This window comes from Rhodoferax sp. BAB1, assembly GCF_013334205.1.
GTDB lineage: Bacteria > Pseudomonadota > Gammaproteobacteria > Burkholderiales > Burkholderiaceae_C > Hylemonella.
The window spans coordinates 1,458,831-1,471,498 of record NZ_CP054424.1 but is presented as its reverse complement, the minus strand read 5'-3'; the positions used below and the strand labels follow the sequence as shown (position 1 = coordinate 1,471,498).

Sequence of the window (12,668 nt, the reverse complement as noted above, 5' to 3'; positions counted from 1 at the left end):
CCTTGCCGCTGGCGTGACCTGCCGTCACACTGGCCCCACCCGCGACACCAGGATGCCCCCATGTCCGACCTTTCCGCCTTCTTCCAGTCCGTCAAGCTGCCGGTGATGCCGGAGGTGGCGCACGCCCTGATCCGCACCCTGCACGACGAGGACGTGTCCATCACCCAGGTGCGCGACCTGGTGGCCAAGGACCCGGTGCTCACCGCCAAGCTGCTGCGCACCGCCAACAGCGCGGCCATGGGCATGCGCCGCGAGATCGGCACGCTGGACGCGGCCATCTCCATGGTGGGCCTGTCGCAGGTGCGCACGCTGGCGCTGACGGCCTGCATGAACGTGGCCTTCCCCGTGGTGCCCGGCCTGGACCGCACCGAGTTCTGGCGCAACAGCATGGCCTGTGCCGGCTACGCGCAGTGGCTGGCCGGCGGCATCGGGCTGGACGCCCAGCAGGCCTGGCTGACCGGCATGATGCTGCGCCTGGGCGAGCTGCTGATCGTGCAGGCCAAACCCGACAGCCTGGCCGTGCTGGAACGCCAGCCGCAGATCCCGGGCGACCGCTGGGCGCGCGAGTTGCAGTTGCTGGGTTTCACCGAGGCCCAGGTCACGGCCGAGCTGGCGCACCGCTGGCACTTCCCGGCCGAGATCGTGCGCGGGCTCAACACCGCCTCCGCGCCGCTGGCCTCGCAGCCGCTGTCGCAACTCGGCGGCGTGTTGCACCTGGCCAGCCGCCTGGCCGACATGGCCTTCGGCGAGCCCGAGATCGTGGACGCGCTGCCGCAGGACGTGGTGTCCGCGCTGGACCTGAACCTGGACTGGATGCGCAGCAAGCTGCCCTCGCGCGACAGCTTCCTCGACATCTCCACGCTCTGATTTCCCCGGTGCGCCTCGCGCCCTTCGACTTTGCCCAGGACAGGCCTGCCGCAAGGCCCGCTGTGACATGACCCCCGCCGCCATCCGCTCCTTCTTCGCCACGCTCCAGGCGGCCAACCCGCAACCCGTCACCGAACTCGAATACACCTCGGTTTTTGAGCTGCTGACCGCGGTGCTGCTCTCGGCCCAGGCCACCGACGTGGGCGTGAACAAGGCCACGCGCAAGCTCTTCCCGGTGGCGAACACGCCGCAGCAGATCCTGGACCTGGGACTCGAAGGGCTGGAGGGCTACATCAAGACCATCGGCCTGTACCGCAGCAAGGCGAAACACCTGATGGAAACCTGCCGCATGCTGGTGGAACGCCACGGCGGCCAGGTGCCGCGCACGCGCGAGGCGCTCGAAGCCCTGCCCGGCGTGGGCCGCAAGACCGCCAACGTGGTGCTCAACAGTGCCTTCGGCGAGCCGACCATGGCGGTCGACACGCACATCTTCCGCGTCGGCAACCGCACCGGCCTGGCGCCGGGCAGGAACCCGTACGAGGTGGAGATGCAGCTCCTGAAGCGCGTGCCGCCCGAGTTCCTGGTGGACGCGCACCACTGGCTGATCCTGCACGGGCGTTATGTGTGCCAGGCCCGCAAGCCGCAGTGCTGGGTGTGCAGCGTGTCGGCGTATTGCGACTTCAAGGACAAGACGCCTGCGCCCTGAGCGCCCTGGTCCGGGCGCTCAGGCCTTCAGAACAGGGGGATGAGCGGCTGCACCACGTAGAGCATGTTGCGGTCGACCTGGCCGTCGTGCAGCTTCTTCTGTTCCACACCGCCCTTGCCGTCGGGCGCGAGGGTGAAGTCGTCGTCGTTGAGCAGGCCCAGGCGCTGGCTGTCGATGACCCACAGGCCTTCGAGCTTGTCGTGCGGGTACTTCAAGGACGCGACCGCGTCGTAGACCAGGGTCTTGTTCACCGGGCGCATGCCCAGCGCAGCCAGCTGGGCCCAGCCCGCGGCAAAGTTGTCGGCCGCGCCGCCGTCCTTGACGAGCTGTTCCAGCGTCTTGCCGTTCACCAGCAGGCCGTGGGCGGCACTGCTGCTCAGGGCCGTGTTGCCGTACTGCAGTTGCACATTGGAGCGGTCCACATTCGTGGCCCCGGTGAGATCCAGCCGGTAGACGTTCTTGCGCACCTGGCCGGCACTGAGGCCGAAGAACTTGGTGTCACGCTCGATCACGAGGAAGCGGGTGGCGCTCAGGGCCACGATCTCCGAGTTGGCCAGGCCGGCGGCGTCCTGGCGGTAGAGGTACTGGGCGGTGGCGCCGGTGTCGAGGTGGACGGTGACGATGCGCGTGAGGTTGATGCTGCCCACGGCCTTGTTCGGGTTGTGCAGGTTGGACTGCATCAGGCCCACCAGGGTCTTGCCGTCGGGGGTGATGGCCAGGCCTTCCATGCCGCGGTTGGGCCAGCGCGTGGCCAGCTCGGCCGGCAGCGTGCGCCCGGGCTTGTTGCGGGCGTCGGCGGCAAAGGGGTTGATGCGCTCGATCTCGCGGCCGCTGGCGTCGAAGTGCACCATGTGCGGGCCGTATTCGTCGCTGACCCAGAAGCTGCCGTCCTTCAGGGCCACCAGGCCTTCGGAGTCGATGCCGCTTTCGTCGTAACCGGTCACGCCGTCGCCGTCCGGGTCCAGGGTGACGACGCTGCCGTCCATGGCGTAGGGGGTTTCACCGGTGGCGCCGTAGTTCTTGTTGGGCAGGCCCGTGACGGGGCGGCCCTTGGGGTCCTTGAGCACGATGCTGTCCACCAGCTCGACGGCGCCCGAGTTGCTCAGACGGTAGAGGTGGATGCGCGGGTTATAGGCCGGCATGGGAAAGATGATGCCCGAGGGCTTGCGCCCGGCTTCGGTGGCGGCGTTCGGGCCGCGGTCGCTCATGGCATAGAAGTGGCCGGGCAAGGTGGGGTGCGGTGCCAGCGCCGAGCCGACCCCGCCCAGGCGGATTTCGCTGCCTTCGGCGTTGGGCAGCTTGCCCATCACCGTGTAGGGCAGGCGCGTGCCCTCGGGGCCCGGATAGCGAACGTTTGAGGCGGGGCTGCCGGCAGGGCCCAGGCTGCCGCAGCCAGCCAGGCCCAGTGCCAGGGCGGACGTCAGGAGTGCGATCGTTTTTTTCATCGGGGGTGGTGCGTGACAGCAGAACCCTCGATCATCCGTGGCGGATGTGACGGTGATGTGACGCCGCATGCGCAGCGCGGCGGCTTGTGCGACATCAAACCGAAGACGGCCGCGCCTCAAGACCGGATCAGCGCGTCGAGCACACCGGGCTCGAAGTGCCGTTCGATGTAATCGGCCAGGCCTTCGAACACCGACTCCAGCGTGGGCACCTGCGCCGCACCCTGCCGCCCGAACAGGGCCTGCAGCACGGCCGCTTCCTCGAACAGGCCGTGCAGGTACACACCCAGCACATGGCCCTGCGCGTTCTGCCAGCCCAGGCCGGGCAGCACCTCGCGCGCCACATCACCCCTGGCCGCCATGGCCGGGTGCTGGGCGGTCTGGCCGTGGTGGATCTCGTAACCCTGCACCGCTACACCCGAGAGCGCGGCCCACGGTCCCTGCAGCGTGGCGAAGCTGGCCTGCGTGTGCCGCACGGTCTTGGCCGGCTCGAAGCTGGTGACCAGGGGCAGAAGGCCCAGGCCGGGCGCGTTGCCGTCGATGCCGTGGGTGTCGATGAGCGCCTCGCCCAGCATCTGCAGGCCACCGCAGATGCCCAGCACCGCCCTGCCCTGCGCCGCATGGGCGGCGATGGCGTGGTCCAGGCCCTGGGCGCGCAGCCAGGCCAGGTCACCACTCGTGTGTTTGGAGCCGGGCAGGATGACCCAGTCCACGCCCTGCAGTTCGGCCGGTGTGCGCGCCCAGCGCAGATGCACGCCGGGCACGTTCTTGAGAGGCTGGAATTCGTCGAGGTTACTGATGCGCGGGTAGGCGATGACGGCGATGCGCGTATGGATCTCGCCCGTGGCTGTGTGTCTGTCATCGAACACGCCGTCCTCTTCGGGCAGGCCGTGCGCGCGCCACATGGGCAGCGTGGCCACAGTGGGCACGCCGGTCAGGTCCTGCAGCATCTGCGGGCCGGGCGCCAGCAGCGCGGCGTCACCGCGGAAGCGGTTGAGCACGAAGCCACGGATCAGGGCGCGGTCGGCCTCGGGTATCAAAGCCCAGGTGCCGTAGAGATGGGCGAAGGCGCCGCCGCGGTCGATGTCCGTCACCAGCAGGCAGCGCGCCTGCGCGTGGCGCGCGATGCGCAGGTTGACGATGTCGCTGCTCGCCAGGTTGATCTCGGCCGGCGAGCCGGCGCCTTCGATCACCACCACCTCGTTCGCGGCCATCAGCTCGTCGAGCGCACGCGCCACGGTGGGCCACACCTTTTCGCTGCGGCCGCGCCAGTCCATGCGCGTGAGTTCCTCGTTCACCTGGCCCAGCAGCACGACCTGGCTGTGCGTGTCGCGCTCGGGCTTGAGCAGCAGCGGGTTCATGCGCACCTCGGGCTCGGCGCGTGCAGCCAGGGCCTGGAAGTACTGGGCTGAACCGATTTCACCGCCGGTCACCACGCGGGCGTTGTTGCTCATGTTCTGCGCCTTGTAGGGCGCGACCTTCAGCCCCTGGCGCGCGTAATGCCGGCACAGGGCCGTGGCCAGCCAGCTCTTGCCGGCGCCACTGGTGGTGCCCAGCACCATGACGGCACGTGCGCTCATCGTTGGATTCCTCGGGGCTGCTGCATCGTCAATCTTCTATCCCGCGCTGGGCCGGGATGCCGGCGCGGAAGGCGTGTTTGACCAGGGTCATCTCGGTCACGGTGTCGGCCAGTTCGATCAGCTCCGGTGGGCAGCGCCGGCCGGTCAGCACCACGTGCACGTCTTTGGGACGTTCCCGCAGCGTGGCCAGCACCTCGTCCAGAGGGAGCCAGCCGTAGATCAGCGGGTAGGTGATCTCGTCGAGCGTGACCATGAAATATTGACCGCCCAGGATGTCGGCCCGCGCACGCAACCAGCCGGCACGCGCCAGCTCGGCGGAATGGTCGAGGTCACGGCTCTTCCAGCTGAAGCCGTCGCCCAGTCCTTCGACGGGAATGCCCAGCTGCTCGAACACGCGGTGCTCTCCAAAGCGCGCGCCGTCGGGCTTGATGAACTGGTAAACCTTGACCGGCTTGCCGCGGCCGTGGGCGCGCAGCGCCAGGCCGAAGGCGGCCGTGCTCTTGCCCTTGCCGTCGCCGGTGTTGACGATGAGCAGGCCGCGGCGCTCGCCGGTGCGCGCTTCGTAAGGTTTGTCGGTGGGCGGGGTTTCGATCTGCATGCGTGTTCTTTCTACATGCGCGGCAGCGAGACCCACAAGCCATCGACCGCGGCAATACGGATGCGCTGGTCGAACACCCGCTCCAGCGCACGGTGGGTTGCCGCATCGGCGCAAGCGCCCTGGTGACACACGCGGCCGGCGGCCATGATGACCATCTCGTCGGCCTGCAGGGCCAGCGAGAGTTCGTGCAGCACGCTGACCACGGTCTTGCCCTGGGCCACCAGTTCGCGCATCAGCAGCATCCAGTCGACCTGGTGCGGCGGGTCCAGGTTGGCAAGCGGTTCGTCCAGCAGCAGCACCTCGGCCTGCACGGCCAGCGCGCGGGCCAGCAGCACGCGCTGGCGCTCGCCGCCCGAGAGCTGGCCCAGGGGCCGGCCGCGCCAGTCCCAGGCCTGGGTGGCGCGCAGGGCCTGCTCCACCGCGGCCAGGTCGGCCGCGCCGGGCGGCGCCAGCCAGGCCTGGTGCGGCAGGCGGCCCAGCAGGGCCACGTCGAACACGGTGAGGTCGTCGCCCGCACTGCCGTTCTGGCCCAGCCAGGCCAGCTGCCGCGCGCGGGCGCGACGGTCCAGGCTGTCCAGCGGCTGGCCCAGCAGGCTCACGCGGCCTTCGGCGGGCAGCAGCTGCGCCAGCACCTTGAGCAGAGTCGATTTGCCCGCGCCATTGGGGCCGACGATGCTGGTCCAGCGGCCCACCGGCAAATCGAGGTCGATGCCGTGCAGCACCTCGGCCTCGCCCAGGCGGGCCTGCAAGGCGCGGGCACTGAGCGCGTGCGGCTTCATGCGCCCCTCCCCTGCACGCCCTGGCGGTGCATGAGCCAAAGCAGATAAGCACCACCGAGCACGGCGGTGAGCACGCCCACGGGCAGCTCCTGCGGCGCCAGCAGGCCACGGGCCAGGGTGTCGGCCGTCATCAGCAGCACGCCGCCCATCAGGCTGGACAAGAGGATGAGGCGGCCATGCGTGGTCCTGGTCACGGAGCGCACCAGGTGCGGTGCGGCCAGGCCGACGAAACCGATCAGCCCGGTCTGCGCCACGGCCGTGCCTGTGGCCAGGGCCAGCACCACGACCAGCACCGCGCGTTGCGTGGCCACCGGCAGGCCCAGGCTGGTCGCGGTCGCCTCGCCCAGGCTCAGCGCGTCCAGCACACGGCTGCCGGCCCAGGCCAGCAGCAGGCCCGGCAGCAGCACACCGGCCATCAGGGCACAGGCCGCCCAGTCGACGAAGGCGGTCGAGCCCAGGATGAAGGCCTGCAGGGTCTGCATCACTTCGGGCACCAGCAGCATGATGAGCGAACTCAGGGCGCCCAGCACCACACCCACCACCACGCCTGCCAGCAGCAGGCGCAGGGTGTGCTGCACGCCGCGTGCCAGCAACAGCGTGAGCAGCACGGCGGCGGCGGCGCCGATGAAGGCGGCACCGGTCAGGCCCAGCTGGCGCAGCCAGGGCGCGAGCAGCGGCGCACCGGCGCCGAGCAGGACCAGCGCCAGCGCCACGCCCAGGGCGGCGCCCGCAGCGCTGCCCAGCAGGTAGGGGTCGGCCAGCGGGTTGCGGAACAGGCCCTGGGCGATGGCGCCGGCCAGGCCCAGCAGGGCCCCGGCCAGCCAGGCCCCCAGCGTACGCGGCACACGGATGTCCCAGACGATCTGCCAGGCCAGCGCATCGCTGCGCATGCTGTGCAGGCTCTCCAGTCCGGTACTGCCCACGCTGGCACCCAGCAGCAGCAGAACCGCGGTGAGCAACAGCAGCACCATGCCCAGCACCAGGGCACGGCGCTGCTGGCGCGTGTTCTCGGTCATGGTTGCACTCCCCGGCCGCTCAGGCACGCGGCCATGAGGCGCGCGCCTTCGGCCATGCGCGGACCGGCGCGCACCAGCACGTCGGACTGCTGCGGCGTGTAGGCGCAGATGCGCTGGGCGCGGATGGCGCGCAGGCCGGCCCAGCCCGGGCGGCGCATCATGGCTGCCGCATTGCTGTCGCCGACCATGATGAGGTCGGGATCGGCACGCACCACGAATTCGGGATTGAGCTTGGGGAAAGGCCCCAGTTCGCCCGGCACGATGTTGCGCGCGCCCAGGCGCGCCAGGGTCTCGCCGATGAAGGAGGCTTCGCTGGCCGCATAGGGGCCGCTGTTGACCTCGAAATAGACACGCGTGCCGCGGGCGGCAGCAGGCAGCGACTGCGCGGCGGCATTCATCTCGGCCTCGATCTCACGCCAGACGCGCTGCGCCCCGCTCTGCGAGGGCACGCCCAGCAGCTGGCCCACCTGCTCCAGCACGCGCAAGACGCCGGCGTGATTGCGCGGCTCGAAGGCGGCCACGGCCAGCCCCAGAGACTGCAGGCGCTGCGCGGCACGCGAGGACGTGGCCAGCAGCACCAGGTCGGGCTGGAGGGCCACGACCGCCTCGACGCTGGGGTCGAGGCCGCCGCCGACCCGTGGCAGCGCACGCACACTGGCCGGGTGGTTGGAATAACGGTCCACCCCCACCAGGCGCTGGCACTGGCCCAGGGCGCAGACGGTCTCGGTCAGCGAGGGCAGCAGGCTGACGATGCGCTGCGGCGGCCGCTCCAGGGTGACGCGTTCGCCGCGGTCGTCGGTGAGCTCGATGGCGGCGTGCGCCATCTGCGCCGCCAGCAGCAGGGCCAGGAGGAGCCAGAGGCGCAGGCCTTCACGCATGAGACTCGCCCCAGGCTATGACGAGGCGGTGCAGCTGCTCCACACCGTCGCTGAGCGCGGCCGGGCCGGGCTGCAGGATGTCGGCGGACTTGATCTCGAAGAGCTGCCGGTCCAACACGGCCGGCACGCTTTGCCAGCCGGCGCGGGCGGCCACCTTCTCGGGGCGGAATTTCTTGCCACACCAGGAGCCGATGATGATGTCGGGCGCGCGGCGCACGATCTCCTGCGGGTCGGCCACGATGCGGTCCTTGCCCAGGGCCTGCACGGCCAGCTCGGGAAAGATGTCGTCGCCGCCGGCGATGGCGATGAGTTCGGACACCCAGCGGATGGCGCTGATGGGGGGCTCGTCCCATTCCTCGAAAAAGACACGCGGCCGGCGCGGCAGGGCGGCGGTGGCCGTGCGGATGGCGTCAAGCCGCGCCTGCAGGGCTGCGATGCGCTGCAGCCCCTGCCCGGCCTGCCCCACCATGGCGGCGACCTGGTACATCATGGAAAAGATCCCGGCCACGCTGCGCTGGTTGAACACCGTGACCGGCACGCCGTGGCGGATCAGCGCGGCGGCGATGTCGGCCTGCAGGTCGGAGAAGCCGAACACGCAGTCGGGCTGCAGCGCGAGGATCCTGTCGATCTTCGCGCTCAGGAAGGCGCTGACGCGTGGTTTCTCCTGGCGCGCACGCGGCGGGCGCACCGTGTAGCCCGAGATGCCCACGATGCGCCGCTCCTCGCCCAGCAGGTAGAGCCACTCCGTCGTCTCCTCGGTCAGGCAGACGATGCGTTGGGGGCCGAGGTCCGGCGGGGCGGCGGCTGGGTTCACACGCGAGCTTCAGTGTTGCTGGTAGGCCAGCGTAACCCAGACCCCGGACGGCGGGGTGTTGTAGCCATAGGCCAGCTGGTAGGTGCGGTCAAAGAGGTTCTCGGCCTTGACGCGAACCGTCCAGTCGCGACTCAGGGGCCGCGACGCATAAAGCGCGACGGTGGCGTAGCCGGCCAGCGTACGGCCGGGCGCCCCGCTGTCGTAGCGGTCACCGAAGGCGTTGAACCGCATGCCGGCCGTGGTGGCCCCGATCAGGCGGGAGACCTCCAGCGAGCCGTAGTCACGCGCGCGTCGCGCCAGCCGCGTGCCGTCGCTTTCGTTCCAGGGGTCCTGGCTGACCAGGGCATAACGGATCTGGTTGCCCAGCCATAAGGCGCGGCCACTGAGCTCCACGCCGCTGTTGCGCACCTTGCCGATGTTGACCGGCGTCCAGGGCGAGACGCTCTGCCAGTAGATCGCGTCGTCGGTGCGGGTCTGGAAGGCCACCAGGCGCAGGCTGTCGGTGCCCCGCGCCCAGGCCACGCCGGCTTCGCTGCTGCGGTGCGTCTCGGGCTTGAGGTCGATGTTGTTGGAGAGCTCCCCCGCGCTGGGCGCGCGAAAGCCCGTGGACACGCTGCCGGTCAGCCGCCAGGCATCGGACAGCCGCCAGCCCAGACCGAGCAGGCCCGAGGTGGCTTCCCAGCGACGTGCGTAGATGGTGTCGAGCTTGTTCACCTCCACGCTGTCCATGCGCAGATTGCCCTGCAGCGATAACGCGCCGAAAGTCTGGTTGACGCCGGCGAAGGCACCGAACATGCGGCGCTGGGCGCGGTAGCCGGAGCTCGTGGCGTCCGAGGTATAGGCCTCGTCGCCGGACTCGACGCCGAAGTTGAACACCCGGTCCGCCCCCTGGGCGTAGCTGTTGAACCAGCGCAGCGCGTTCTGCTGCCCGGTGCTGCGCCCTGCCGTGTAGGCCCCCTGATTGGGCTGGCCATTCAGTTCGTCCAGCAGGGTCAGGGTGGTGCGGCTCAGGTCGATCCGGCTGCGCCAGTCGGGGCTGAGCCGGCCTTCGGCATAGACATTGAGCAAGGCGGTCTCGCGCTGCAGCTGCTGGACGTCGGTGGCCACGGCCGGGCTGCTGCCATCGTCAAAATCCACCTTGGTGCGAACCACGTTGGCATACACGCCCAGCGTGAGGTCGCGCGAAACCTGTTGGGTCAGCTTGCCAGAAAAATGCTGGCGGTCGATCGCATCGCGATCCGGGTTGACACGCGTGTTCTGCGCCGGGTTCATGGCCGAAAAACCATCGGTGTGCTCGGCGCCTGCGTCCAGGCGCAGGCCCAGGTCGCCGTCCCGGGCGGCGTAGCCGGCGGTCAGGCCACGGCTGCCGCGGCTGCCGGCCGTGACCGTGCCGTAGGCCCCGGGCTGGTCGCCGACCTCACGGGTGAAGATCTGGATGACGCCGCCCACGGCGGCCTCGCCGTAAAGGGCGCTGGCATTGCCGCGCAGCAACTCGATGCGCTCGATCTGCGACAGCGGCAGGTCGATGGCCGAAAGGTTGCCCCAGCCGTCGACCAGGGTGCGCACACCGTCGATCATGATCACGAGGTTGGTGCTGGCCGCGCCGCGCAGGAAGAAGGAGGTCACGTTGCCGGGGCCGCCGTTGCGGCCGAATTCGAAACCGGCCTCGCCCTGCAGCAGGTCGGCCAGCGAGGCGGCCTGCGCGCGGTCGATATCCTCGCGCGTGATGACGGAGACCGAGGGCAGGACCTCGGCCAGGGGCTGTTCGACCCGGGCGGCGGTCACGACGGTGACACCGAGCTGGGCCACGGTTTGCGCCGGTGAGGGCAGGTGCAGGACGGCAAGGCAGGACAGGACGGCAAGGCGCGTCGGCTGGAGACGGATTTTCATGATGATGGATACGGACACAAGCCCTCCCCGGCTTCCCCGCCAGGGCATGGACGTCACGGTTGCGCGCAGGCGCACAACCACCTCATTGGCCGGTATCCGGGCTGATGGAAACAACCTTCATCGCCTTCCCGGCTGCTTGTTCAGGGCATCCAGTGGCTAAGTGATGAAAGCGGTGTCTGGCGACACGTCCACTTACCGTTGCGGGGGCAGCGCAGGTTAGGTTTGCCGGGTTGGCTCTCCCTCCTGCTTCCCGTTGAACTGCGGCATGTGAACCACACCGCGAGCACCAACGATCGTGATTTTACTTTCGAAATCTTGCGTAAACCCTACAATTGCAAGACAAATTTGAAAGCCCCATGACAAATCCGTCCCAAATCGAACAACTGGTCGAGCGTGTCGAGCGCCTGCTGGTGCGCCATGCGGAACTGCAGCGCACCAACGAACTGCTCACCGACCAGCTCGATGCGCTGACGGCGGAGCGCGACCAGCTCAAGTCGCGCCTGGGGGCGGCACGGTCACGCGTGGATGCGCTGCTGGAGCGCCTGTCCGAGCCGGCCGAGTCCGACAGCCACAAGGACGCCGCATGAGCACGAAACAACTCGAAGTGCAGATCATGGGGCAGAGTTATCTGCTGGGCTGCCCCGAAGGCGGCGAGGCCAGCCTGCTCGAAGCCGTGGAGCGCGTGGACACCGCCATGTGCAAGATCCGTGATGCCGGCAAGGTCAAGGCGCGCGACCGCATCGCCGTGCTGGCCGCGCTGAACCTGGCCTTCGACCTGAGCGACCGCGGCACGCCGGCGGTGGCAGCGGCCCCGCGTGCGGCCAGCGCCATCGTCCCCCGCGCCGACGACAACGCCGTGCTGGGCACGCTGATCGAGCGCCTCGATGTCGCGCTGGGCCAGGACGGCCAGCTCATCTGACCCCCCCGTGGCTGGCCCACTGCGTGTGGCCAGGCCTCCCACCCTCAAGGGGGCGACACCGGTGGCCCGGCCGAGCCGGTTCCACGGTGTCCTGCGTCAAAGCCCCGCGTACGTCGCGTTGCGCAAAAGTCGCCAGCATCTTTCTGGCATCCCACTACAATGGCCTGGTCTGCAATGCCATCGGGCTTTAAATTCCTTGAACCAATGCTCATTGAGCCCGGGCTTGGAAATTGCCTGGCTAGCGTGATCGTCTCGCGTCAGATGAACCCAAAGCCAACGCTGACCTCGCCCACCTGAACCCCGGTTCAGGATGCGGCCTGGTGGCACTTGCAGACACCTACACTCCGCGCGCCCTTTCTCGAAATTCCCCGATGTTCCTTGAACCCCAGTTGATCGTCGAACTGGCCCTGATGGGCGTGTGTGCCGGATTCCTGGCGGGCCTGCTGGGCATCGGCGGGGGCATGATCATGGTGCCCTTCATGACCATCATCCTGGAGTCCCAGGGTTTTGCCGAGGAATACGTGGTCAAGATGGCGGTGGCCACCTCGCTGGCCACGATCTGCTTCACCTCCCTGTCCTCGGTGCGCGCGCACCACCAGCACGGCGCGGTGCTGTGGCCGGTGGCGCGCCTGCTGGCGCCGGGCATCCTGGTGGGCGCGCTGGTCGGCGCGCAGATCGCCGCGGCCCTGCCCACGCGCATCCTGGGCCTGGTGTTCTCGCTCTTCATCGCCTATTCGGCCACGCAGATGTTCATCGATCGCAAGCCCAAACCCTCGCGCACCCTGCCCGGCGGCTGGGGCATGTTCGGCATGGGCAATGTGATCGGCCTGCTGTCCTCGGTGGTGGGCGCGGGTGGCGCCTTCGTCTCGGTGCCTTTCATGACCTGGTGCAACGTGAAGATCCACCAGGCCGTGGCCACCTCGGCGGCGCTGGGTTTCCCGATCGCGCTGGCCGGCACGCTGGGCTACATCTGGGCCGGGCGCGGCCTGCCCGACATGCCGCCGGGCGCCTTCGGTTACCTCTACCTGCCCGGCCTGCTGGTGATCGCCACGGCCAGCATCATCACGGCCCCGCTGGGCGCGCGCACCGCGCACCGCATGGACATCCGGCCGCTCAAGCGCGCCTTCGCCGTGGTGCTCTACCTGCTGGCGGCCTATTTTCTGATGCGTTAGGTTCCAG

At 69.2% G+C, this 12,668-nt stretch carries 13 protein-coding genes and 1 riboswitch; of the genes, 5 read left to right on the top strand and 8 right to left on the bottom strand.

Features of this window, described 5'->3' with window-relative positions; translation table 11 throughout:
* Positions 1-60 precede the first annotated feature (60 nt).
* A complete protein-coding gene (locus HTY51_RS07110; RefSeq protein WP_174252085.1) occupies positions 61-867 on the top strand; it encodes an HDOD domain-containing protein in 807 nt (268 codons plus the stop codon).
* Positions 868-934: 67 nt separating this feature from the next.
* A complete protein-coding gene (nth, locus tag HTY51_RS07105; protein WP_174252084.1) occupies positions 935-1,573 on the top strand; it encodes an endonuclease III in 639 nt (212 codons plus the stop codon).
* A gap of 26 nt (positions 1,574-1,599) precedes the next feature.
* Here the strand turns inward: nth and HTY51_RS07100 are convergent, their stop codons facing one another.
* The 8 genes from HTY51_RS07100 to HTY51_RS07065 all read right to left on the bottom strand — a co-directional run bounded on the left by HTY51_RS07100 (position 1,600) and on the right by HTY51_RS07065 (position 10,570).
* Positions 1,600-3,018 carry an esterase-like activity of phytase family protein gene (locus tag HTY51_RS07100; RefSeq protein WP_174252083.1) on the bottom strand — a complete coding sequence of 473 codons (1,419 nt, stop codon included), beginning with the start codon at positions 3,016-3,018 and terminating at the stop codon, positions 1,600-1,602.
* A gap of 116 nt (positions 3,019-3,134) precedes the next feature.
* Positions 3,135-4,595 carry a cobyric acid synthase gene (locus HTY51_RS07095; protein ID WP_174252082.1) on the bottom strand — a complete coding sequence of 487 codons (1,461 nt, stop codon included), beginning with the start codon at positions 4,593-4,595 and terminating at the stop codon, positions 3,135-3,137.
* Between the two features lie 28 nt (positions 4,596-4,623).
* Positions 4,624-5,193: a cob(I)yrinic acid a,c-diamide adenosyltransferase gene (cobO, locus tag HTY51_RS07090; RefSeq protein ID WP_174252081.1), complete on the bottom strand. Its 570-nt coding sequence runs from the start codon at positions 5,191-5,193 to the stop codon at positions 4,624-4,626.
* A gap of 11 nt (positions 5,194-5,204) precedes the next feature.
* Positions 5,205-5,972: an ABC transporter ATP-binding protein gene (locus HTY51_RS07085; protein WP_174252080.1), complete on the bottom strand. Its 768-nt coding sequence runs from the start codon at positions 5,970-5,972 to the stop codon at positions 5,205-5,207.
* Positions 5,969-6,988 carry an iron ABC transporter permease gene (locus HTY51_RS07080; RefSeq protein WP_174252079.1) on the bottom strand — a complete coding sequence of 340 codons (1,020 nt, stop codon included), beginning with the start codon at positions 6,986-6,988 and terminating at the stop codon, positions 5,969-5,971. Before HTY51_RS07080 ends, HTY51_RS07085 begins: the two co-directional genes overlap by 4 nt.
* The gene (locus tag HTY51_RS07075; protein ID WP_174252078.1) at positions 6,985-7,866 is read right to left on the bottom strand and encodes an ABC transporter substrate-binding protein; all 882 of its coding nucleotides are present in this window, start codon (positions 7,864-7,866) and stop codon (positions 6,985-6,987) included. The genes HTY51_RS07080 and HTY51_RS07075 overlap by 4 nt, the downstream gene beginning before the upstream one ends.
* The gene (locus HTY51_RS07070) at positions 7,859-8,680 is read right to left on the bottom strand and encodes a cobalamin-binding protein (protein WP_254607013.1); all 822 of its coding nucleotides are present in this window, start codon (positions 8,678-8,680) and stop codon (positions 7,859-7,861) included. The genes HTY51_RS07075 and HTY51_RS07070 overlap by 8 nt, the downstream gene beginning before the upstream one ends.
* A gap of 9 nt (positions 8,681-8,689) precedes the next feature.
* The gene (locus tag HTY51_RS07065) at positions 8,690-10,570 is read right to left on the bottom strand and encodes a TonB-dependent receptor domain-containing protein (RefSeq protein WP_174252077.1); all 1,881 of its coding nucleotides are present in this window, start codon (positions 10,568-10,570) and stop codon (positions 8,690-8,692) included.
* A 69-nt stretch (positions 10,571-10,639) separates the two neighbouring features.
* Positions 10,640-10,876, bottom strand: a riboswitch (cobalamin riboswitch).
* Between the two features lie 50 nt (positions 10,877-10,926).
* Between HTY51_RS07065 and zapB the strand changes: the two genes are divergently transcribed.
* The 3 genes from zapB to HTY51_RS07050 all read left to right on the top strand — a co-directional run bounded on the left by zapB (position 10,927) and on the right by HTY51_RS07050 (position 12,661).
* Complete coding sequence (gene zapB / locus HTY51_RS07060; protein WP_174252076.1) at positions 10,927-11,157, top strand: cell division protein ZapB; 231 nt, start codon at positions 10,927-10,929, stop codon at positions 11,155-11,157.
* Positions 11,154-11,489, top strand: coding sequence for a cell division protein ZapA (locus HTY51_RS07055; protein WP_174252075.1), 336 nt, complete (start codon positions 11,154-11,156; stop codon positions 11,487-11,489). Before zapB ends, HTY51_RS07055 begins: the two co-directional genes overlap by 4 nt.
* A gap of 371 nt (positions 11,490-11,860) precedes the next feature.
* Entirely contained in the window at positions 11,861-12,661 is an 801-nt protein-coding gene (locus HTY51_RS07050) for a sulfite exporter TauE/SafE family protein (protein WP_174252074.1), read from the top strand.
* Positions 12,662-12,668: the final 7 nt, after the last annotated feature.